Source organism: Pseudoduganella ginsengisoli (genome assembly GCF_009720865.1).
Lineage (GTDB): Bacteria > Pseudomonadota > Gammaproteobacteria > Burkholderiales > Burkholderiaceae_D > Rugamonas > Rugamonas ginsengisoli.
In genome coordinates this window covers 1,017,280-1,040,127 of record NZ_WNLA01000001.1, presented here as the reverse complement: position 1 = coordinate 1,040,127, position 22,848 = coordinate 1,017,280, and the positions used below count along the sequence as shown (strand labels likewise).

Sequence of the window (22,848 nt, the reverse complement as noted above, 5' to 3'; positions counted from 1 at the left end):
ATGCTGGAATTTAAACTGATTAAGACCGATCCCAGCGGTCTGACCAAGGCGCGCCGCGGCACGGTCAAACTCAACCATGGCGAAGTGCAAACGCCGATTTTCATGCCGGTCGGCACCTATGGTTCCGTGAAGGCGATGTCGCCGCTGGAATTGAAAGAAATCGGCGCCCAGATTATCTTGGGTAATACCTTCCACCTGTGGCTGCGCCCTGGCAACGACATCATGTCGAAGTTCGGCGGCTTGCACGGCTTCATGGGCTGGGATAAGCCGATCTTGACGGACTCGGGCGGCTTCCAAGTGTTTTCGCTGGGTGAAATGCGCAAGATTACGGAAGAGGGCGTGACGTTCCAGTCGCCCATCAATGGCGATAAATTGTTCCTGTCGCCGGAAATCTCCATGCAAATCCAGCGCGTGCTGAACTCCGACATCGTCATGCAGTTCGACGAATGCACGCCGTATAAAATCAATGACCGTCCGGCCACGCTGGATGAGGCGGCGAAATCCATGCGCATGTCGCTGCGCTGGGCGCAGCGCTCGATGGATGAATTCAAGCGCGGTGAAAACCCGAATGCCCTGTTTGGTATTGTGCAGGGCGGCATGTTTGAAACCTTGCGCGATGAATCGCTGGCCAAGCTGGAAGAAATCGATTTCCCGGGCCTGGCCATTGGCGGCCTGTCGGTTGGCGAGCCAAAAGAAGACATGATGCGCGTGCTGGAACACGTGGGCCCGCGCTTGCCGGCCAACAAGCCGCACTACCTGATGGGTGTCGGCACGCCGGAAGACCTGGTCGCGGGTGTCTCGAACGGGGTCGACATGTTCGATTGCGTGATGCCGACCCGGAATGCCCGCAATGGCTGGATTTTCACCCGCTTTGGCGACGTGAAAATCAAGAATGCCCGTTACAAGGAAGACAAGGAGCCGCTGGATGCCACGTGCACGTGCTACACGTGCCGCAATTTCTCGCGCGCTTATTTGCACCACCTGCACCGAACGCAAGAAATCCTGGGCGCGCGCCTGAACACCATCCACAACTTGCATTACTACCTGGACATCATGCGCCAGATGCGGGAAGCGCTGGATGAAGACCGCTTCCACGCGTGGACGCTGGAATTCCACAAGGATCGTGCGCGCGGCGTGTAATACCCGCTGTCGCGCAATTGTCACTTGTAAAACATTTCAGCAACCCCACATGCGCCTGACATCTTTGCGCCCCGTCACGGGTGCTAGAATACAGCGCTAATTTTTTCACAATCTATTGGAGTTTACTGTGTTCATTTCCAACGCCTACGCTCAAGCCGCTGCTGATCCGCTCGGCCTGGGTGGCAACCTCACCAGCTTCCTGCCGCTGATCCTGATGTTCGTGGTCATGTATTTCCTCATGATCCGTCCTCAGCAAAAGCGCGCGAAAGAACAGAAAGCCATGATGGACGCCCTGGCCAAGGGTGATGAAGTAGTCACCGCCGGTGGCATCCTGGGTAAAGTTTCCAAGGTGTCCGACGTCTACGTGACGCTGGAAATTTCCGCAGGTAACGAAATGATCGTGCAAAAAAATTCGGTCACTACGCTGCTGCCTAAGGGCACGCTCAAAGCGCTGTAATCCCCCGACGGGCCTGCCGATCCAGCATCCAGGCCCGTTTACGTTTCTTCCCGAACGCAGATAACCATGAATCGCTATCCTGTCTGGAAATATATCGTCATTGCCATTACGGTGTTGCTGGGCGCACTGTATACGGCGCCTAACTACTTCGGCGAATCGCCTGCGCTGCAGGTCACCAGCGGCAAGTCCACCGTCAAAGTCGGCAGCGACGTGACGGCCAAGGTCGAGCAAGTGCTGAAGCAAGAAAACATCAAGACGGACGGCATTGCGCTGGACGGCACGGGCAGCCACGTTTCCGTGCGCGCCCGCTTCTTCGACACCGACACCCAGTTCAAAGCCAAGCTGGCGCTGGAACACGCGCTGAACGCAGACCCGAATGACCCGACTTACATCGTCACCAATAACCTGACCGCCAACACGCCGGTGTGGATGCAGAAAATCCGCGCGCTGCCGATGTACCTGGGCCTGGACTTGCGCGGCGGCGTGCACTTCCTGATGCAGGTGGACGTCAAGGCTGCGCTGGAAAAGCGTGTGACCGGCATCCAGACGTCGGTCCGCACGGCGCTGCGTGACAAGAACATCCGCCACGCCGGCATCGAGCGCAAGGACAACACCGTGGAAGTGAAATTCCGCGATGACGACACCCGCAAGAAAGCCCGCGCCGTGCTGGCCGACATGCAAGAGCTGAACATTGCCGATGCAGCCGATGGCGCTGACTTGAAACTGGTGCTGAGCCTGAAACCAGCCGCACTGAAAGAAGCGATGGACAATGGCGTGAAGCAGAATATCGCGACCCTGTCCAAGCGCGTCAATGAACTGGGCGTGGCTGAACCGATCATCCAGCAGCAGGGCGCCGACCGTATCGTCGTGCAGCTGCCAGGCGTGCAAGACGTAGCCCGCGCGAAGTCCATCATTGGCCGTACCGCCACGCTGGAAGTGCGCATGGTCGATGAAACCGTCGTGCCAGGCACGGAATTGCAATCGGCTGTGCCATTCAATTCTGAACTGTTCACCGTCGGCAAAAACGTGCCGGTCGTGCTGTACAAGGACATCGTGCTGTCCGGCGACTACATTTCCCGCGCCACCGCTTCGTTCGACCAGAACCACAACGCTGCCGTATCGATCGACTTGAACGGCGACGGCGGCCGCAAGATCCGTGAAGCCACGCGCGACCGCGTGGGCAAGAAAATGGCCATCGTGCTGTACGAACAAAAGGGCAAGCCTGAAGTGCTGTCCGTGGCCACCATCCAGAGTGAACTGGGCAGCTCGTTCCAGATCACCGGCATGGGCAATTCGGAAAACGCGGCGGAACTGGCGCTGCTGCTGCGCTCCGGCGCGCTGTATGCGCCGATGACGGTGATTGAAGAGCGCACCGTCGGTCCTGCACTGGGTGCGGAAAACATCCAGAAGGGCAAGATGTCGATGATTTACGGCTTCTCCGCCATTGCCGTCTTCATGGTGATTTACTACATGCTGTTCGGCTTCTTCTCCGTGCTGGCGCTGGGCGTCAACCTGCTGCTGCTGATGGCGCTGCTGTCGATGATGCAGGCGACGCTGACCTTGCCGGGTATTGCCGCTATCGCGCTGGCGCTGGGTATGGCAATTGACGCCAACGTGCTGATTAACGAGCGTATCCGTGAAGAGCTGCGCAAGGGGAATACCCCGCAAGCAGCCATTGCGGACGGCTTCAAGCACGCATGGGATACGATTATCGACTCCAACGTCACCACCCTGATCGTCGGTATCGCACTGTACGTGTTCGGTTCCGGTCCGGTGCGCGGCTTCGCCGTGGTGCACTGCCTGGGTATTTTGACGTCGATGTTCTCCGCAGTGTTTGTATCGCGCGGCGTGGTCAACCTGTGGTACGGCCGCAAGAAGAAACTGCAGTCGGTGTCGATCGGCACGGTCTGGGTTCCAGGCCAGTCGAAATAAGGGGTAAGAGAAATGGAATTTTTCCGCATTAAAAAAGACATTCCGTTCATGCGCCACGCGTTGGTCTTCAACGCGATTTCCGCGCTGACCTTCGTGGCGGCGGTGTTTTTCCTGTTCCACAAAGGCTTGCACCTGTCGATTGAATTCAAGGGCGGCACCGTGATGGAAGTGCAGTACCAGCACGCGGCGGACCTGGAAAAGATACGAAGTACTGTGGCCGGCATCGGTTACGAACAGCCTGAAGTCACCAGCTTCGGCACCGCGCGCGACGTGATGCTGCGTTTGCCGATTTCCGGCGCCGCCGGGAAAGATGCGGCAAGTGCCTCGACCCGTGTGTTCGACGCACTGTGCAAGGCGGACGGTGGCGCGATCAAGCGCATGGACACGACGACCGACAAAGGCGAACAGGTGGCGAAAGACGCTTGCCTGGATGCTGCCGGCAAAGAAGCCGTGGTGCTGCACAAGGTGGAATTCGTCGGCCCGCAAGTGGGTGAAGAGCTGGCGCAAAACGGCTTGAACGCACTGGTGATGGTGGTGATCGGCGTGATGATTTACCTGGCGATCCGCTTCGAGTGGAAATACGCTGTGTCGGCCATCATCGCCAACCTGCACGACGTGGTCATCATCCTGGGCTTCTTCGCGTTCTTCCAGTGGGAATTCTCGCTGACCGTGCTGGCCGCCGTGCTGGCCGTGCTGGGTTACTCGGTCAATGAATCGGTGGTTATTTTCGACCGTATCCGCGAAAACTTCCGCAAGCAGCGCAAGGCATCCGTGCATGAAGTGATCGACAACGCGATCACGTCGACCATCTCGCGTACCATCATCACCCACGGCTGCACGCAGATGATGGTGTTGTCGATGCTGGTATTCGGCGGCCCGACCCTGCACTACTTCGCCATGGCGCTGACGATCGGTATCTGCTTCGGTATTTACTCGTCCGTGTTCGTGGCGGCTGCCGTGGCGATGTGGCTGGGCGTGAAGCGCGAAGACTTGATCAAGCCAGTGAAAGAAAAAGACGAGACTGACGGAGCTGTGGTGTAATAACGCAACTGTGTCAAACCGAAAACGCCGGGTCACAATCCCGGCGTTTTTATTTTTAGCCATGCGTGCCGGGCCTTCAGGCCGGGCATCATCAATTTATCGAGGGTGTATGAGTCGCGCCGGCCGCCTGTTTCAGTTGATGGATGCCTTACGGGGCAACCGCCGTCCCGTGACGGCAGCCACACTGGCGGAGCAGCTGGGTGTGTCGGAACGCACGATATACCGCGACATGCAAACCCTGGCGGAACTGGGCGCGCCGCTGCAGGGCGAGGCGGGCCTCGGCTATATGCTGAAGACCGGGTTCTTTTTGCCGCCGCTGATGTTTGGCGCCGATGAGCTGGAAGCGCTGGTCTTGGGCGCGCGCTGGGTGAAACGGCAGGGCGATGCCGAATTGGCGAAAGCGGCTGCCAGCGCACTGGCCAAGATCGCGACAGCGTCGCCGAAAGATTTGCGGGACAGTATGGCGGACACCAGCCTGTGGGTACCGATCGGCATGGATGACCAGCCGAATGAAACTTTTATCACGCCCGCGCGGCTGGCCATCCGCCACCAGCACAAGATGCGCATCAGCTACAGCGATGAAGCGGGGCGCACGTCGGAGCGGGTCGTGTGGCCTTTCGCCCTGGCGTATATGGAAGGCAAGCGCTTGCTGGCCGCATGGTGCGAGATGCGGGAAGCGTTGCGCCATTTCCGCATCGACCGCATCAAGGCGGCCGACACCATTACGGAACGCTACCCGACACCGCGCCACGCCCTGCTGAAAGTTTGGCGGGCGGAAAACAATATCCGCGAAGACGCGTAAAAATGCTTCAAGTGTGAAGCAACGCACAGAGTGTGCATGGAAGCAGGCTTACCATGGACTCGTCTCTTTCAGGACATCCCTAGTTTTGGACTTCACCCCGCTGCTCCCCGGCGGGGTTTTTTTTATAGGATGGGTCTTAAATCAGTGGCCGATGCACTGGTCGATATCCCCATCCGAACCTGCCTGCAGAGAGCCGCTGGCGTGACCCTTGCTCAATGCATAGAGCACCATTGGCGCCGTGCTGCTGGTACGGCAGCGCATCGTTGAGCCTAGTGGTACTGGTTTGACATTCAGATTGTTACCGCTCATGACTGCGGACAGCATGCCGTCGACCGCCATACTGACCTGCGCCTGGATAACCTGGTTCGCGTCGCCCAGAATGCTGGTGTTATTGCTCATCTGGCCTCCGGTTGCGCAGTACTTATCCAGTACCCCGTTGCAGCTTGGCGGAGCCCAGGCGCCCGTGCCATTGAACAGCACGATGTCCGAATGCTGTTTCTCGCCTGCGAAAATCGTATTGTTGGTATAGCCGGTGCCGGAGAAGCGGCAGGCGCTGGCCGATCCGAGGCATTGGGTGGCATCCAGTCCCAGCGAACCATAGGCCGAGTGGCCGGAATGTACGATCACGTTATTCGACGCGGTGCTGGCTTGCGTACTGCCGTCGTGGCCGAAAATCACGATGCCGACGTCGGTGGGATCAACGATGTCGTTGCCGGTGATCGTCGCGTTGGTGATGTGGTTGGAAATACCGTCAGCCCATGCCACTGGCGTGCCATCGAAGTAATGGCTTTGCGCATAGCCGGTGGTCAAGTTGTTCTGGATGGTGATGGAACCCTGGAAGGCCGTTGGCGATGTCGGAACGGATGGTGTCGGTACCGGGAAGGTAGCGATGTGCGTGGCCGCCAATGGCGCATCGCTGCGCACGCCGAGGATGGCGCCGCCGCCGCCGCCAACGTAATTGATGTTCGGGAACACATTTTCTTGCGGCTTATCGCTCTTTACTAACGCCCCCTTGTACAAGTCGCGGCCCCCGCTGACCCAGATGTTGCGGACGACGGACGCGGGCTGCATGACGATCAAGATGCCTTGCGCGCTGCTGTTACGCACAATACGGGCTTGCCGTGCATACATGGTCCGGTCATAGCTGCCCTGGGTTTGCACAGTTTTGCCATTTGGAATGGTCAACGTGGAATTCAAGTACACCACGGTACGTGGCGGGATATTGCAGACCCAATTGCTGGCAATGCAGGATTCCAGCTGTGCCTGCGTCCAGGTGCCGGAGCCGATATCCATCGCTTGCTTCGGAGCACCGATCGGGCCATAGGCTTCGCCTGCGCAAATGGCAGGAACCATGTCATTGAATTCCTGGCTGGAGAACATGAATGGCAATGCTTCCACGATCGTGTGGCCGGACTTCAGGTAATTGACGTAAAAGTTAAAGCCAGACGGATCCGGTTCGCGGCTGAACACGGCACGGTAAGCCGTCAATACTGCTTCTTCCGGCGTATAGCCTTTGGCCTTGTATTCGGCGGAATCAAAAAAGCCCAGTGAAATGTTTTTCAGCGTATTGGCAGAGCAGCCCTGCGATACGGCGTAATTGGTAAATCCCTGCCAGCCGGAAGGCTCGGGGGCGCGGCCCAGCGCTTCCGTGTATTGCTTGGCGATGAATTGCGATGGAAGGGCGGCGTGGCAGGAGGCGCTTGCCAGAGCGGTGAGGAGTAATGATTTCTTGATCATGGGTGTAAAAAAATCCTGAACGTGATATAAGTTTGTTGCAATATAAATAATAACATGAGGCAATGGAAAATTATTTTCTATGTAATATTTTTTATTTTGCTAAGAAAGCCGGTAATATCATCACGTGAAGAATGATCGTTGGGACAATCCCGAGCCATTTTCGCCCCCTGTGCGCAGTGTTGACTTTGCAGCGCAGCGCTCCCTAGCGCAAGGCTACTGACAGAAACTGTCACAGCGTCGTCTTATCATTTCCTTATCATCCACCCGCCGATAAGGAGACACGACATGCGCTTATACACCCACTCGATTTCTTCCAATGCCCGCCGTGTCAACATGGTGGTGGCTGCCCTGAATGCCGATGTGGAAGTCATCGAGATCAATCTGGCCAGTGAAGAAGACCGCCGCCGCCTGGGTGAAGTGAATCCCAACAGCAAGATTCCCGTGCTGGAAGACAATGGCTTCGTGCTGTGGGAGTCGTGCGCCATCATGCAATACCTGGCGGACAAAACCGCCCAGCAGCGAGGTGAACCGCATTCGCTGTATCCATGGGATATCAAGGTGCGCGCCGACATCAACCGCTGGATGTTTTGGGCTTGCCAGCACTTTGCGCCAGCCATCGGCGTGCTGACGTGGGAGCGGGTCTGGAAAGGCTTTGTCACGGGCCAGCCAGCCGATCCACGCGAAGTGGACCGTGGCTGCGAAGAGTTGGCGCAATACGCCACGGTGCTGGATGGTCACTTGAAAGACCGCCAGTGGCTGGTGGGCGATCACGTCACGCTGGCTGATTACGCGGTTGCGGCGCCGCTGATGTACCGCGTCAAGGCATCGCTGCCAGTGGATCAATACCCGAACATGCTGGCCTGGTTCAGCCGCGTACAGCAGCTGCCGGCCTGGCAACAAACCGTGGACCCCTCAATACAGGAACCCGAACCATGTGCATGATTTGTGAAACGGCGCGCCGTGCGCGCCAGCAGCAAGAAGCAGAGCGCCTGCTGCGGGAAGCGCAACGCGCCGCGGCGGCGCTGTGCGACAGCCTGCGGCGCTTGCCGCAAGATCAGAACCGCCGTAAAGCGGCCTGATTCAACAGCAGGTCAGGCGGAGATGGAGTGCTGCAGTCCGCGCTCCAGTTCCGCCACGCCGGACGCCACGTCCACGTCGGCGCCCAGGTCTTTCATCGTCGAGCCTAAAGCGTGCAATGTGCGGAACAAGTTGTGTTCGCGGCACTGTTCGCCCATCTGGCCGATACGCACGATATTCAAGCCGAACGACCCGGCGATTTCCACACGGTATTTCAGCGAAATCTGCTTGCAGATATCCGCACCTTTGATGCCATCCGGTACGTTGATGCCAACGACGGAATTCAAACGCGATTCCGCCGGCGCGAACAAGCTCAACCCCATCGCTTCGATGCCGCGCTGCAAGCCCAGCGAGCAGCGCAAGTGGCGCTCGAAACGGGCTTCCAGTGTTTCCTTGCACACCAGGTGCAGCGCTTCATGCAGCGCGAGGATGCCGGACACGGGCGCCGTATAGTGGTACGACGCGTTGTGCCAGAAATTTTCCGCCAGCTTGGCGTCCAGGCACCAATGGGGCGGCGCGGCCGGGCGGGAGTTGATGCGGTCCCACGCGCGTTCGGAAAACGCGATCAGCGACACGCCGGGGATCGACGACAAGCCTTTCTGGCCACCCGACACCACGGCGTCAATTTTCCAGTTATCCATTTCCAGCGGCATCGTGCTCAACGTGCACACGGCGTCGACAATCACATAGCAGCCATACTCGGCCGCCATGCGCGTGATTTGCGGCAAGTGGCGGTTGAACACGGTGGACGACGTTTCACCTTGCGCGATGGTCAGCACTTCCGGCTTGAAGCGCTCCAGGTGTTCGCGCACGGCGGCCACTTGCGCGGCCTCGCCGTCCGGCACATTCAGGGTTTCCACCACGCCACCCAAACGCGTCGACATGTCCGCAAAGCGCTTGCCAAAGTAGCCATTGCACACGCACAGCACACGCGTGCCGGGGTACACGAGGTTGGCCACGCTCATTTCCATGGCCGCCGAACCTGGACCCGCGACGCCGAGGATCCAGCGCGATTCTGTCTGGAACACATAGCGCGCCATTTCCTTCATCTGGTGGATCACCTTGGCCATCGTGTCGCCCAGGTGGTTGATGACGATGGAATTGGCTTGCGCCACGCTGTGCGGGATCGGCACAGGGCCGGCGCCCATCATCAGCAACGGTTCGGAAGGGAGGACAAGATTAAGGCTGTCGACTTGCGGTGCGGTGATCATTACAGTGCGGTTGGTTTGGTTGAGATTAGTTTCAATATATCATTAATCTCGCAACCTATTGCGCCGCACAAAATATGGGCTATAGAGGGAAACTGCTAATCCGCCCGCATCACAGCATGAGCACGGCAATCAGCGATTTCACTTCTTCATCGGATTCCCGCAAGATGTCATCGAGCGTGCCATCGCCCACCACGAAATCAATGGTGCGGGCGCCTGCACGGGTGGTGGCGCCGGGCGGCTGGTGCAGGGGGGAGGGAACGGGCGCCAGGTCGTTGGCCAGTAGCAAGGTGTCGCCCAGGTTTTCCGGTGGCAAGGCACGCAAGCCTTCCCACATGGCTTCCACCGAATTCATGACGGCTTCCGGCATATTCAGCTTGCGCAACACGCCGCGGCCGATTTCCACTTCGCCATGTTCGACCCAGTCTTCCGGATAGCCATCCATGATGCCGGGGAATTCCTGCGCCCGCGACAGTATGTAAAACCCGCCCACTTCGTGCACGATGCCGGTAAATAAAGCGGTATCCGGATCGACGTGCGTGACGCGGCGGGCAATCACTTGCGCCAGCGCCGCCACGTGGGCCGTGTGTTCCCACAATTGCGACGCCATGGTTTTCAGTGCGGGATCGGTAATCGTGCTGCCCAGCTGGCGCACGATCAGTGCCGCCACCAGCGATTGCAGGGTGCGGACACCGAGGCGCTGAACCGCCGGGCGCACGCCGGAAATTTGCGTGCCGGAACGGTTGTAAGCAACAGAATTCGCAATGGCGACCGTGCGGGCCGCCATCAAGGGATCGGCCTGGATCAGTTTGACGGCCGTATCCGCGTGGCAGTCAGGATCGTTGAGCGCCTGCTGCAACTTCAGCGAGGCCGCCACATTGGTTGGGAACGCAAGTTCCCCCCGCGCAGCTTGCGCGGAAATGTGCTTGAAGGCGGCCAGTCGATTCATTACGAAATCATCCAGAATGTTGCCATGTGGAACTAATCCATTGTGACATACTTTGCTGAAATTTTCCGCAAATTATGCGCCCAATTGGCGCACGTTGCGCTTATTCCGCGGCGCTGAAGATGGCGTCGCAGCCTTCCACCGTGCCTTCGGTATCTTGCAACTCATCCGTCAAGTCCAGGTCGAACAATTCTTCGATGGCGTTGTTGAAACTGTTGTGCTTGGTAGCGCCGATCAGGCGGTAGATGTCGCCGTCATCGTTGCGGATGCCGATCAACAGTTTTTGCTGGCGCACTTCTTCTTGCGTCACGTGGTCCAGCAACAGGTTGGTAATGATTTGTTTATCAAAGTCTGGCGCGGCAACACCGGGAATCAAGGTAGTTTTCAGAGACATGGTTTTCTTCAATGTTCTTGTTGGGAATTAGCTGTCGCTGCCGGCGGCAATCACTTGCTTCAAGCCGGACAGCGTTTGCTCCAGGGCGGCGAAATCATTTTCAGTAAAGTGCGCAAACACGGCGCTGCCTTCCGACACGACTTGGGGAAACACGTCGCGGAACATCCGGTCACCCTTCGGCGTCAGGCGGATGAACCATGAACGCTTGTCATCGAGACTGCGTTCCCGCTCCACCAGGCCTTTTTGCTCCAGCCGCTCAATCACGCCAGTCAGCGTGCCTTTCGTGATCAGGGTTTTTTCACCCAATTCCTTGTACGACATGCCTTCCGTATTACCGAGCGTGGCAATGATGTCGAATTGGGCATGGGTCAGTCCGTGCTTGCGCACGTGCTCACCCGACAGGCGCTCAAAGCCCTGCATGCATTCGGCCAGCAGCCGGATACTCTTCAAATATCGTTCGCCCATAGAGTTTGATTATAGCGTCCCGCACGCGGCAGACGCAGCCACGGTACTATATGCGGTTCATGTATATAGACAAAATGACCATGACTGCTCATTTCCGCGGCATTCTTGCCCTTTTCGTTGTCACCGTGGTGTGGGGCACCACGTTCCCCGCCATGAAAAACATGACGGATTATTTGTCAGCCAACTGGATAGTCGTGGTGCGTTTCAGTATTGCCAGCCTGCTGCTGTCGCCGTTCCTGCTGCGCGCATCGAAAGCGGATTTGCGCTATGGCGCCATCAGCGGCGTGCTGCTGTTCTTTTGCTATTTATTTCAGGTGGAAGGGCTGGCGCTGACGACGTCCAACCGCAATGCCTTCGTGTGCGGCCTGAACGTGCTGGTGCCGCCGCTGCTGGGCGTCTTTGCCGGCAAGCTGCCGGAGCGCCGCATCATCGTCGCGCTGGGATTGGCGCTGGCCGGCCTGTTTGCACTGTGCTGGGATGGTGCTTTTATCTGGGGTAAAGGCGATACGCTGGCGCTGGGGGCGGCGCTGGCGTTCGGCCTGTACGTGAAACTGATGGAAGTGCAGACCCGCAAGGCGGAGCGCCTGATGTCGCTGACGGCGGCGCAAATCTTTACCGTGGCCGTATGCGCTGCGCTGTGGATCGCGCTGCGCGAAGTGCCGCGCGGCGACGTGGCGGGACCGCAGGATATCAACGATTACTGGGCATACATCGCCAAGGGCTTGCAGCTGTACCAGGCCAATTTGCTGTACCTGGGCGTGGTGGCGACGGCAGCCATCATTTCACTGCAAACGTGGGGCCAGAGCCACAGCACGGCCAATGAAGCGGCGGTCATGTATGCATTCGAACCCGGCTGCGCCGCCATTTTCGGCTACATATGGCTGGGCGAAACACTGGCATGGAGCGGGATGTTGGGCGCGGTATTGATGATCTCCGGTATGATTGCCAGTCAGTGGAGCACGTCGCGTCCGCCGACTGTTCTCGCTCCTGAATAACAACCAGAATACCGCCGATGTCGTTTGCAAATTTGTCCCACCTGGCCCAGGAACAGCCGCTGCGCGTGCTGCTGGTAAACGCGGGCGAGGCGGATACCCTGACGTGGGCCGGCCTGGCGCAGCCGTTGCGGCTGGCCGCCCGCGTCCGGCCACAGCAACTGGTGCTGGATGTGTGCACGCCGCAGCAATTGCTCGATGGGCCGCATCACAGCCTGCCGAATCACAGCTGGCATATCGCGCTGCTGGTGGCCGATGAAACCCAGGCGCCGCTGCCGCAGCAGCAAATCCGCGCCGTCATTGAGCGCTGCCGCGGCGCGCAATTCTGGGGCGGCGTGGGGGCGGGCGTCTTGTGGCTGGCGCAAGCGGGCCTGATGGGCGGCGTGCGCATTGCGCTGCCGTGGAATTTATACGGCGACGCGGAAGATATCGATGCGCGGGCCATCCTCGCACCGAACCTGTTTGAAATCGATGGCCCGCATTTAAGCTGCTGTGGCGGCGGCGCCAGCGCGGACTTTGCGCTGACCCTCGTTGAGGCGCTGTACGGCGCCAACGTGCAGGCGGAAATCAAGGAAGCGCTGTGCATCGACAAGGTGCGTGGCCCGGAAGAACGGCAGCGGGTGGCCTTGCAGGCGCGCTTTGGCGCGCTGCAGCCGAAGCTGTCGGAAGCCGTGACCCTGATGGAAGCGAATATTGAAGAACCGCTGTCGACCGATGATATCGCGGGGCTGGTGGGGCTATCGCGGCGCCAGCTGGAGCGCTTGTTCAAGCAATACCTGGGGAGTTTGCCTTCCCGGTATTACCTGGAATTGCGCTTGCAGCGGGCAAAGCAGCTGCTGCTGGAAACCAATCATTCGATCGTGCAGGTGGGGCTGATGTGCGGGTTTTCTTCTGGCTCGCATTTTTCCACGGCGTTCGGCGCCTTGTTTGGCAATACGCCGCGCGAGGAGCGGCAGCGCAAGTTGACGGGTTAAGCTATCCGCCGTTGCGGCTCCGTTTCATTCACGGGCAGCCCAACGACGCCGTGCGTGGCCTGCGCCGTCGCATCATTCGGTTCCGGCGCCACCAGCGGCAGCGTGATGTGGAATTGCGTGCCGTTGCCAGGTTCGCTGTGCAGCGCGATCGTGCCGCCCAGGACGCCGGACACCAGTGTCTGCACGATATACAGGCCCAGTCCCGAACCGCCCTGACCCATGCGCGTGGTAAAGAACGGGTCATAGACCTTGTTGCGGAATTCGGTTGGGATCCCGGCGCCATTGTCGCTGTACGACAGGCACACGCGCTGCTCCGTCACGCTGGCGTGGATGGTCACCCGGCCGGCCGGATGATTGGCAAACGCATGCACCAGCGAATTTTCCAGCAAATTCGACAGTACTTGCGCCAGCGGGCCGGGGAAGCTGTCCAATTCGACCGTGTCGGGAATTTCCACGGTAATCGTGTGCGGCGTGCTTTTCCATGCATTGCGGTGCGTGATGATGACTTCTTCCACGGTGGTGCGCAGCCGGAAGCGGCGGCGCCGCTCGCTGGCCTGGTCGACTGCGATTTCCTTGAAGTTTTCTATCAGCCCGGCTGCCCGGTGCGAATTGCGCTCGATGATGCCGCACGCTTGCTGGCACTGGCGCACCAGTTCTTCCGCCTGCGACCTTTTCAGCGCACCGTTGGACAGGCCGTCGCCAAAGTCGCGTACCAGGTCGCGCAAGGTGGTGGCGGCAGTCAGCGTGCTGCCCAGCGGCGTATTTAATTCATGGGCAATGCCCGCCACCAGGCGCCCCAGCGATGCGACTTTTTCCGTCTGCACCAGCTGGTCGGCAGCCAGCTGCAATTCTTCATTCGCCTGCCGCAACTGGGCCGTGCGCTGTTCCACCCGCTGTTCCAGCGCCGCATTCAATTCGCGGATTTCTTCTTCGCGCGCACGCCGCACCGACACTTCATCCTGCAGTTGCGCCGTGCGCCGCTTCACCATCACGCGCAACTGCACGATAAATACAATAGCCACCAGCACGGCCAGCGCCAGGGCGCCCAGCGGACGGTAATCGATATCGTGTGAAAACTGGATCGTGCTCCATTTCTGCCGGATGGCGTCCCGCTCGGCGCGGGGAATCGCTGCCAGCGCCATATCCATCAGGGGCAGCAAAGGCGCCAGTTCGTTGCGGATGCCATAGCCGATCTGGTATGCATAATCCGTTTCACCGGCCACGCGGATATCGCTGGCGCCTTGTTCCACCAGCTGGTGCGTGCCCGTCATCAGCGGGCCGACAAACGCATCGAGGTCGCCGGAGCGCAGCCAGTCCGTGGCCTCGCGGAAGTTTTGCACGGGGACCGTATGGATTGCCGTCCAATCCTTGCGCAAGCTTTCTTCCACGTTGGTGCGGGCGGAAACGCCCACGCGCTTGCCGGCCAGTCCCGCCAGCCCGCCGGTGGGCGGGGCGCCGACCCGGTTGTAAATCACGATCGGCGTGGTGATGAAGGGCGCCGTAACGGACAGGTACTTGCTGCGTTCCGGCGTTTGTGAAATCGCGGACACGATATCGACTTCGCCCCGTTTGAGCTTGTCGATCTGGTCCGCAATGCTGGCGCTGGGCACCAATTCAAAGCGCACGCCCAGCATGGTTTCGATCCGCTGCAGCATGTTGGGTGAAATGCCCCGCATCACGCCGTCTTCGCCGCGCCATTCGACGGGCGCGCGGTTGGTGTCGACCGCGACTTTCAACACCGGGTGTTCCGCCAGCCATGCGCGCTGCGGCACTGTCAGGAACAGCGCGTGCGGCGTGTCGGCGGCCATTTCCTGGGCCTGTGGCGGGGATGCAACTAACGCCAGCAGCAACAGGCATAGCCAAGCTAGTGCCTGAGCATAAAGCGCGGCAATCCGGTCTCGTGCTGTTCGCATTTTGGTAGTAGTCTGGGTCGGACATCATGCATGTCCGTCCAGTACAGCATAGCTGACTAAAAGCCAGGAAAACAACCTCTGTGCAAGATTCTTGGAGAGTGCACCATGCGTCATCCCCGCCGCCACTGCGTAGCGCCCTGGCTGTTGCTTCTAAGCTGCAATGCAGCTTATTCCCAGAGCAATGTTTCCATGTATGGCGTGCTCGACGCCTTTGTCACGCACATCCACGCTGATGGCGCTCCGCCGGTCACGCGGCTCGATACCAGCAGTTTATTGGCCAGCCGCATCGGCTTGAGGGGCAGGGAAGACCTGGGGGGCGGCACGAGCGCGAACTTCACGCTGGAAATCGGCTTGAACGCCGACGATGGCACGGCGCCGGACGCCAACCGTTTCGCCAATCGCCAGGCGTGGATAGGGCTGGCGGGGCAACTGGGTGAAATCCGGCTGGGACGGCAAAACACGCCGCAATTCATTATGAATGGCAAATATGATGCGTTCACCAGCGCCACCCAGGCGTCAGGCTGGAATAATTTGCTGGGCGCGCCGCCGCGGGCAGATAACGCCATCGGCCTGTTTTCCGATATCGGCGGCATCAAAGTGCAGGCGTTGCTGGCCCGTGGCGCGACCGGGGGCGCGGCGCCGCTTGATGAACGGGCCGCCAACCGCAATACGCATCTAGCGGCGGAATACAGCAGGGACGACCTGTATATCGGCGCCAACTGGCAGGCCGTGCGCACGCTGGCGCTGAATGCGACGGCAAAACGCAGCACGGTGGGAGCGTCTTACCGGCTTAATGGCGCGTGGACAGTTTATGGCTCGGCAGGCGCGGAACGGCGCACGGATGGCGCCTTGAACACGCGCATTGCGCAAGTGTCGGCGCAATACCGCTTCCACCCGCAAGCTTCCGTCAGCGTGGGCTGGGCAAGCCTGCACGACCGGGTTGCCGGCGCAGGACATGGCGATGCGTCGCAACTGGGGGTGATGGGGCGTTATTTTTTGTCAACCCGAACCACGTTGTATGGCACGCTGTCGCGCCTGGAGCAACAGGATTTGCGTAACAGTTTTTTCCTCAGCGGCGCTGCGGTTGTATCACCTGGCGCGCAAGTGCGTTCCCCATTGCCTGGCGGGGATATCAGGGGCATGCAAGCGGGGATTTTGCATACCTTCTGAAAAATGAAAAACCTTGTCGCATCCACAAAAGAGTTTTAGCATCCCGCTTTTTATAATGGGACACCGCGCCTCGTAGTAATGGGGAAACGAATCTCTACTTTTGGGGAATGACATGAATGCAAAGCTTGACTCTTCTGTAACCACTCGCCCTGTCACCCGGCAGACTTTTGATGATGTGATCGTTCCAACCTACGCGCCAGCCGCGATGGTGCCGGTACGTGCTTCGGGCCTGGACCTGTGGGATCAGAACGGCAAGCAATACCTGGACTTCACGTCCGGTATCGCCGTGGCCTCGCTGGGCCACTGCAACCCGATCCTGGTTGACGCCCTGACCAAGCAAGCCAACACGCTGTGGCACCTGGGTAATGGCTACACCAACGAACCTGTGCTGCGCCTGGCGCTGGCGCTGACGGAAGCCACGTTCGCCGACCGCGCTTTCTTCTGCAACTCCGGCGCGGAAGCCAACGAAGCCGCCTTGAAACTGGCGCGTAAGCACGCCCACACCAAGTTCGGCGAGCACAAGTCCCGCATCGTGTCGTGCCTGTCGTCGTTCCATGGCCGTACGCTGTTCACCGTCTCCGTCGGCGGCCAGGCGAAATACACGGAAGGCTTCGAGCCGCTGCCGCCAGCAATCAACCACATCGAGTACAACAACATCGAAGCAGCGCGCGCTGCCATTACCGATGACGTGTGCGCAGTGATCGTCGAACCGGTGCAAGGCGAAGGCGGCGTGGTACCGGGCAACAAGGAATTCCTGCAAGAGTTGCGCAACCTGTGCGACAAGACTGGCGCAGTGCTGATCTTCGACGAAGTGCAGTGCGGCATGGGCCGTACCGGCCACCTGTTCGCTTACCAGGGCTACGGCGTGACCCCGGACGTGCTGACCTCGGCCAAGGCGCTGGGCAACGGCTACCCGATCGGCGCGATGCTGACCACCGAAGAACTGGCCAAGACGCTGAACGTGGGCAGCCATGGCACCACGTACGGCGGCAACCCGCTGGCTGCCACTGTGGCGCTGACCGTGCTGGACATCATCAACCAGCCAGCCTTCCTGGCGCGCGTGAAGGAAGCTTCCGTCAAGCTGGTGGCGATGCTGGAGGGTCTGTGCAAAGACTATCCGGAAATCCTGTCGTTCGTGCGCGGTTCCGGCCTGCTGCAGGGCGTGGTCGTGGCCGATGCGTGGAAAGGCAAGTCGAAAGATATCCAGAAGGCTGCTGAAGCACAGGGCTTGATGATGCTGATCGCCGGTACCGACGTGGTGCGCTTCGCGCCTGCGCTGATCGTCACCGATGCGCAAATCGACGAAGCGGGCCGCAAACTGCGCGCTGCGCTGGATGGGCTGAAGGCCGCGGCGTAAGCCGCTGGCGGAACTTGGCGGATTACGCCTTTGGCTAATCCGCCCTACAGCAGGTGACCGTAGGGCGGATTAGGCGTGAAGCGCCGTAATCCGTCACGCCCGCCGCCACAACCCGGCGTGTCCGTAAGATAAAAACAAAGGAGTTCTCATGTATGTAGTCCGTCCGGTAGAACTTGCGGATATCGCAGCGCTGGAAAAGCTTGCTGCGGTAAGCATGCCGGGTGTTCATACCTTGCCGAAGACGCGCGAAAAAATCGTGCAGGCGGTCGAAGCGTCGATCGCTTCGTTCGGCGCCCAGGTCGATATTCCCAGCGAAGAATCGTACCTGTTCGTGCTGGAAGCGCTGGCTGGCCATTCGCTGGTCGGTACAGCCGCGATCCACGCATCCGCCGGTTCCAATGGCACCTATTTCTCGTTCCGTAATGACGTTATCCAGCAAGTGTCGCGCGACCTGGGCATCAGCCACAGCATCCACGCGCTGACCCTGTGCTCGGAATTGACGTCGTATTCGCAGTTGTCCAGCTTTTATGTGGATGAACGCGTGCAAAGCCGTCCGGAAGCCGCGCTGCTGTCGCGCGCCCGCCTGATGTTTGCCGCGCTGGCGCCGCAGCGCTTTTCCGACCGTTTCTTCGTGCCGCTGGCCGGCGTGACGGATGATAACGGCGGTTCGCCATTCTGGGATGCGCTGGGCCGCAAATTCTTCCAGATGGATTTCCTCGATGCGGAGCGCACCATCGGTGGCGCCCGTAACCGCACATCCATCGTGGAGTTGATGCCGCACTATCCGGTGTACGTGCCGCTGCTGCCAGGTGAAGCGCAAGCTGTCATGGGCCAGATCCATCCGTCCGGCGAACTGGCGTTCGGCCTGCTGACGGCGGAAGGTTTCGAGGCCGACGATTATATCGACATCTTTGACGGCGGCCCGATCCTGCAGGCGCACAAGCACGCGCTACGCACCATGACGCAATCGATGCGGTGCACCGCCACGCTGTACCGTCCATCGCGCGCCGGTGAACCGGTCGTGCAATACGCGGTGGCGGCCAACGCGGGCCAGCAATTCCGCGCCGTGATCGTATCGGTGCCGTCTATTGAAGGCGGCATTTCGATCGCGCTGCCACAGGAGGTGCTGGATGTGCTGCAAGTGGCCGAGGGCGACGATGTCCTCTGTGTCCGTATCTAAAAAGTAAGAGAGAACGTTATGCTGGTAGTACGCGCCATTCAAGAGCACGACCTGGACGCCCTGTACACGATGGCGACGCAGGTTGGTTCAGGCATGACCACCCTGAAGCCGGACATGAAAATGCTGGGCGACCGTGTGGCCATCGCTTGCGCCTCGTTCGCAGAAACCATCGCGCCGGAAAAGCGCGACTACATGTTCGTCATGGAAGACACGGTCAACAAGCGCATCGCAGGTGTGTGCGCCATCAAGGCTGCCGTGGGCCTGGAAGAACCTTTTTATAACTACCGCATCGGCACGCTGGTGCACTCCAGCCGTGAGCTGAAAGTGTTCACGCGCATGGAAACGCTGTACCTGTCGAATGACCTGACGGGCAGCTCGGAACTGTGTTCGCTGTTCCTGGCCCCGGATTACCGGATCGGCAATAACGGCAAGCTGCTGTCGAAGTGCCGCTTCCTGTTCATCTCGCAATTCCCGCACCTGTTCACGCAAAAGATGATTGCGGAAATGCGCGGCTACCAGGATGAAAATGGCCGTTCGCCGTTCTATGAAGGCTTGGGCCGCCACTTCTTCAAGATGGAATTCGATGACGTCGACGCGCTGACGGCGGTCGGTAAAAAGTCATTCATCGCCGAACTGATGCCGCGCCAGCCGTTGTACGTCGCGTATCTGCCGAAAGAAGCGCAGGACGTGGTCGGCCAGGTGCACAAGTCCACCGTGCCGGCGCGCCGTCTGCTGGAACAGGAAGGCATGCATTACGAAGGCTACGTCGATATCTTCGATGCGGGTCCCGTGCTGCAAGGCCGCGTGTCGGAATTGCGCGCCGTGCGCGACAGCGTACTGGCCGTGGTCGATCCTGACACGGACATGGCGCACGCGTGCGCGCCTGAACTGGAACCGACGCTGGTTTCCAATACCAATTTGCGCGACTTCCGCATGATCCTGTCGGAAGCCGCCGCCGTGAACGGGCACATCGACCTGTCCACGGAAGAACAGCAAGCATTGGGTTGCCGCGCCGGCGACACCGTGCGTACCCTGACTCTCAACGCGAGGAAGAACAATGTCTGACGTATTATCGAATTTCATCAACGGCCAATGGCAAGCCGGCCACGGCGCCGAACTGGTCACCGTCGATCCTTCCAACGGCCGCCAGACCTGGTCCAGCCGTGAAGCCACTGTCGAAGACGTGGCGGCAGCCGCCACCGCGGCCCGTAACGCATTCGAAAGCTGGGCATTGACCTCGCTGGAAGAGCGTATCGCCATCGTGACCCGTTTCCGCGACCTGTTGAAGGAAGACGCGGAAGAACTGGCGCGCCTGATCGCGGAAGAAGTGGGCAAGCCATTGTGGGAAGCCCGCACGGAAGTCACGACCATGGCCAACAAGGTCGATATTTCCATCCAGTCGTACAACACCCGTACCGGCGAGAGCCGCAGCAAGATCGCTGACGGCGAAGCAGTGCTGCGCCACCGCCCGCATGGCGTGTTCGGCGTGTTCGGTCCATACAACTTCCCGGGCCACCTGCCGAACGGCCATATCGTGCCGGCGCTGATCGCCGGTAACACCATTGTGTTCAAGCCCAGCGAATACGCGCCGCGCACTGCCGTGAAAACCGTGCAGCTGTGGGAAAAAGCCGGTATTCCTGCCGGTGTCGTGAACCTCGTCAACGGCGGCCGCGATACCGGCATCGCGCTGGGCCAGAACGCTGAAATCGATGGCGTGCTGTTTACGGGCAGCAGCCAGACTGGCGCCGCATTGCACCGCCAGTTCGCAGGCCAGACCGGCAAGCTGCTGGCGCTGGAAATGGGCGGCAACAACCCGCTGGTGGTGTGGGACGTCAAGAATGTGGATGCAGCTGTCTTCATGGCGATTTCGTCCGCATTCATTTCGGCCGGCCAGCGCTGCACGTGCGCACGCCGCCTGATCGTCAAGGAAGGCGCCGATGGCGATGCATTCATTGCGCGCATGATTGAAGTGGCGTCGAAACTCGTGGTCGGTCCGTCCGACGCGGAACCACAGCCATTCATGGGCCCGGTCGTGTCGGCCGCCATTGCCAAACGCCTGGTGCAAGCGCAGCAAGACATGGTTGCCAAAGGCGGCAAGATGCTCCTGGAAATGAAACTGCTGCAAGAAGGCACGGGCTTTGTTTCGGCAGGTATCGTTGACACCACCAACGCGGCCGGCATTCCGGACGAAGAGTGGTTCGGCCCATTGCTGCAAGTGATCCGCGTCAAGGACTTCGACGCCGCCATCAAGGCTGCCAACAACACGGGTTACGGCCTGGCATCCGGCCTGCTGTCGGAAGATGAGTCGCTGTGGAAGAAATACCAGGTGCTGGCGCGCGCCGGTATCGTCAACTGGAACCGCCCAACGACGGGCGCCGCTTCCAGCGCTCCGTTCGGCGGCACCGGCAAGTCCGGCAACCACCGTCCAAGCGCCTATTACGCCGCCGATTACTGCGCTTATCCGGTCGCTTCGATCGAAAACAGCGCCCTTGAAATGCCGGCGAAACTGTCGCCAGGCATGACTTTCTAACCTCTGGAAAATATCACCATGCGCCCAGCACGCGAATACAACTTCGATGGCCTGGTAGGCCCGTCCCACAACTACGCCGGCCTGTCGTTCGGCAACGTCGCCTCGTTCAACAACGTCAAGAGCGCGTCGAACCCGAAACAGGCGGCCCTGCAAGGGTTGGCGAAGATGCGCGCGCTGGCGCAGCGCGGTTTTGCGCAGGCTTTATTGCCGCCGCAAGACCGCCCGAATTTCCGCCTGCTGCGCAGCCTGGGCTTCACGGGCAGCGACGCAGACATCATTGCCAAGGCATATAAAGAATCGCCGGTGATCCTGGCGTGCGCGTATTCCGCATCGCCCATGTGGACCGCGAATGCCGCCACCGTCAGTCCATCGGCTGACACCGGCGATGGCCGCGTACACTTCACGGCTGCAAACTTGAACAACAAGCTGCACCGCGCGTTTGAACATCCGCAATCGGCCCGTGCGCTGCGCGCGATCTTCCACGACAAGCGCTACTTTGCCGTGCATGATGCATTGCCAGGCACCCCGGCGTTTGGCGATGAAGGCGCCGCCAACCACACGCGCCTGTGCGCTGCACATGGCAAGGAAGGCGTGGAATTGTTTGTGTATGGCCGCGTGGAATTCGACCCATCGGCCCCGGCGCCAACCCGCTATCCTGCGCGCCAGACGCTGGAAGCTTCGCAAGCCGTGGCCCGTTTGCACGGCCTGGTGGACGAGCGCACCGTGTACATCCAGCAAAACCCGGACGTGATCGACCAGGGCGTGTTCCACAATGACGTGATCGCCGTCGGCAACGGCAACGTGCTGTTCCACCACGAACAGGCGTTTGCCGACGAAGCGGCCGGCCTGGCGCGCCTGAAAGCCGCGATGGAAGGCGTGGGCGCGCAATTGCAAACCATCCGCGTGCCGACGTCCGAAGTATCGGTGCAGGACGCCGTGTCGAGCTACCTGTTCAACAGCCAGCTGCTGTCGAAAGCGGACGGCAAGATGGCGCTGGTGATTCCGCACGAGTGCGAGGAAATCGGCGCCGTGGACCGCTATCTGAAAGCCCTGGTGGCGTCGGGCGGGCCGGTTGACGAATTGATCCACTTCGATCTGCGCCAGTCGATGCGCAATGGCGGCGGCCCTGCATGCCTGCGTTTGCGCGTGGCGCTGACGGATGAAGAGGCCAATGCGATGCACCAGGGTGTCGTGATGACGGAAACCCTGTACCAAACCCTCGTTGCCTGGGTCGAGAAACACTACCGCGACCGCCTGGAACCGGCCGACCTGGCCGATCCGAAACTGGCGCAGGAAGTGCACGCTGCGCTGGAAGATTTGAGCCGTATTTTGGGTTTGCCGGGCCTGTACGAGCTGTAAGAAGACAGCAGGACTGCGGCTTGAACATCGTCATTCCCGCGCAGGCGGGAATTCATAAGACGCCCGCAGGAATCGCTCAGCATGGATACCCGCGTTCGCGGGGATGACGATGCAGGCGATGCACTAAATGATTCAGTTGCCTTTGCGCCGTTTTAGAAGCAGAATTCGACACCA

The 22,848-nt window shown here is 59.9% G+C and carries 21 protein-coding genes; 15 read left to right on the top strand and 6 right to left on the bottom strand.

The window, feature by feature from the left end:
• From tgt to GM668_RS04525, 5 genes are all read left to right on the top strand, one after another.
• On the top strand, window positions 1-1,140 hold the full coding sequence (gene tgt / locus GM668_RS04545; protein ID WP_155437682.1) for a tRNA guanosine(34) transglycosylase Tgt: 1,140 nt from the start codon (window positions 1-3) through the stop codon (window positions 1,138-1,140).
• Window positions 1,141-1,267: 127 nt separating this feature from the next.
• The gene (yajC, locus tag GM668_RS04540; protein ID WP_170305473.1) at window positions 1,268-1,597 is read left to right on the top strand and encodes a preprotein translocase subunit YajC; all 330 of its coding nucleotides are present in this window, start codon (window positions 1,268-1,270) and stop codon (window positions 1,595-1,597) included.
• A 66-nt stretch (window positions 1,598-1,663) separates the two neighbouring features.
• Window positions 1,664-3,529 carry a protein translocase subunit SecD gene (gene secD / locus GM668_RS04535; RefSeq protein ID WP_155437680.1) on the top strand — a complete coding sequence of 622 codons (1,866 nt, stop codon included), beginning with the start codon at window positions 1,664-1,666 and terminating at the stop codon, window positions 3,527-3,529.
• A gap of 12 nt (window positions 3,530-3,541) precedes the next feature.
• Window positions 3,542-4,570, top strand: a complete 1,029-nt coding sequence (gene secF / locus GM668_RS04530; RefSeq protein ID WP_155437679.1) for a protein translocase subunit SecF — start codon at window positions 3,542-3,544, stop codon at window positions 4,568-4,570.
• A gap of 109 nt (window positions 4,571-4,679) precedes the next feature.
• A complete protein-coding gene (locus GM668_RS04525) occupies window positions 4,680-5,372 on the top strand; it encodes a helix-turn-helix transcriptional regulator (protein ID WP_211923341.1) in 693 nt (230 codons plus the stop codon).
• A gap of 141 nt (window positions 5,373-5,513) precedes the next feature.
• Here GM668_RS04525 and GM668_RS04520 read toward each other — a convergent pair whose 3' ends face one another.
• Window positions 5,514-7,109, bottom strand: coding sequence for a DUF4214 domain-containing protein (locus GM668_RS04520; RefSeq protein WP_155437678.1), 1,596 nt, complete (start codon window positions 7,107-7,109; stop codon window positions 5,514-5,516).
• Between the two features lie 285 nt (window positions 7,110-7,394).
• Between GM668_RS04520 and GM668_RS04515 the strand changes: the two genes are divergently transcribed.
• Entirely contained in the window at window positions 7,395-8,051 is a 657-nt protein-coding gene (locus GM668_RS04515; protein WP_155437677.1) for a glutathione S-transferase family protein, read from the top strand.
• Complete coding sequence (locus GM668_RS04510) at window positions 8,042-8,188, top strand: hypothetical protein (RefSeq protein ID WP_155437676.1); 147 nt, start codon at window positions 8,042-8,044, stop codon at window positions 8,186-8,188. The genes GM668_RS04515 and GM668_RS04510 overlap by 10 nt, the downstream gene beginning before the upstream one ends.
• Before the next feature lie 12 nt (window positions 8,189-8,200).
• On the opposite strand, the gene GM668_RS04505 is transcribed toward GM668_RS04510, so the two are convergent.
• From GM668_RS04505 to GM668_RS04490, 4 genes are all read right to left on the bottom strand, one after another.
• On the bottom strand, window positions 8,201-9,397 hold the full coding sequence (locus tag GM668_RS04505; RefSeq protein ID WP_155437675.1) for a pyridoxal-phosphate-dependent aminotransferase family protein: 1,197 nt from the start codon (window positions 9,395-9,397) through the stop codon (window positions 8,201-8,203).
• A 109-nt stretch (window positions 9,398-9,506) separates the two neighbouring features.
• On the bottom strand, window positions 9,507-10,343 hold the full coding sequence (locus GM668_RS04500) for an HDOD domain-containing protein (protein ID WP_155437674.1): 837 nt from the start codon (window positions 10,341-10,343) through the stop codon (window positions 9,507-9,509).
• A 100-nt stretch (window positions 10,344-10,443) separates the two neighbouring features.
• Entirely contained in the window at window positions 10,444-10,734 is a 291-nt protein-coding gene (locus GM668_RS04495; RefSeq protein WP_308506808.1) for a hypothetical protein, read from the bottom strand.
• A gap of 27 nt (window positions 10,735-10,761) precedes the next feature.
• Window positions 10,762-11,199: a MarR family winged helix-turn-helix transcriptional regulator gene (locus GM668_RS04490; RefSeq protein ID WP_155437673.1), complete on the bottom strand. Its 438-nt coding sequence runs from the start codon at window positions 11,197-11,199 to the stop codon at window positions 10,762-10,764.
• Window positions 11,200-11,279: 80 nt separating this feature from the next.
• Between GM668_RS04490 and GM668_RS04485 the strand changes: the two genes are divergently transcribed.
• Together GM668_RS04485 and GM668_RS04480 are read left to right on the top strand one after the other, a co-directional pair.
• A complete protein-coding gene (locus GM668_RS04485; RefSeq protein WP_155437672.1) occupies window positions 11,280-12,194 on the top strand; it encodes a DMT family transporter in 915 nt (304 codons plus the stop codon).
• 17 nt (window positions 12,195-12,211) lie between these two features.
• Window positions 12,212-13,165, top strand: coding sequence for a GlxA family transcriptional regulator (locus tag GM668_RS04480; RefSeq protein WP_155437671.1), 954 nt, complete (start codon window positions 12,212-12,214; stop codon window positions 13,163-13,165).
• On the opposite strand, the gene GM668_RS04475 is transcribed toward GM668_RS04480, so the two are convergent.
• The gene (locus GM668_RS04475) at window positions 13,162-14,973 is read right to left on the bottom strand and encodes an ATP-binding protein (RefSeq protein ID WP_170305472.1); all 1,812 of its coding nucleotides are present in this window, start codon (window positions 14,971-14,973) and stop codon (window positions 13,162-13,164) included. The two genes, GM668_RS04480 and GM668_RS04475, sit on opposite strands and share 4 nt — an antisense overlap.
• 210 nt (window positions 14,974-15,183) lie before the next feature.
• On the opposite strand from GM668_RS04475, the gene GM668_RS04470 reads away from it, so the two are divergent.
• From GM668_RS04470 to astB, 6 genes are all read left to right on the top strand, one after another.
• Complete coding sequence (locus tag GM668_RS04470) at window positions 15,184-16,248, top strand: porin (RefSeq protein ID WP_155437669.1); 1,065 nt, start codon at window positions 15,184-15,186, stop codon at window positions 16,246-16,248.
• Between the two features lie 112 nt (window positions 16,249-16,360).
• Window positions 16,361-17,605, top strand: coding sequence for an acetylornithine/succinylornithine family transaminase (gene astC, locus GM668_RS04465; protein ID WP_155437668.1), 1,245 nt, complete (start codon window positions 16,361-16,363; stop codon window positions 17,603-17,605).
• A 148-nt stretch (window positions 17,606-17,753) separates the two neighbouring features.
• Window positions 17,754-18,785 carry an arginine N-succinyltransferase gene (locus GM668_RS04460; protein ID WP_155437667.1) on the top strand — a complete coding sequence of 344 codons (1,032 nt, stop codon included), beginning with the start codon at window positions 17,754-17,756 and terminating at the stop codon, window positions 18,783-18,785.
• An 18-nt stretch (window positions 18,786-18,803) separates the two neighbouring features.
• Entirely contained in the window at window positions 18,804-19,850 is a 1,047-nt protein-coding gene (gene astA, locus GM668_RS04455) for an arginine N-succinyltransferase (RefSeq protein ID WP_155437666.1), read from the top strand.
• A complete protein-coding gene (gene astD, locus GM668_RS04450; protein WP_155437665.1) occupies window positions 19,843-21,315 on the top strand; it encodes a succinylglutamate-semialdehyde dehydrogenase in 1,473 nt (490 codons plus the stop codon). Before astA ends, astD begins: the two co-directional genes overlap by 8 nt.
• A gap of 18 nt (window positions 21,316-21,333) precedes the next feature.
• Entirely contained in the window at window positions 21,334-22,674 is a 1,341-nt protein-coding gene (astB, locus tag GM668_RS04445; RefSeq protein ID WP_155437664.1) for an N-succinylarginine dihydrolase, read from the top strand.
• Window positions 22,675-22,848: the final 174 nt, after the last annotated feature.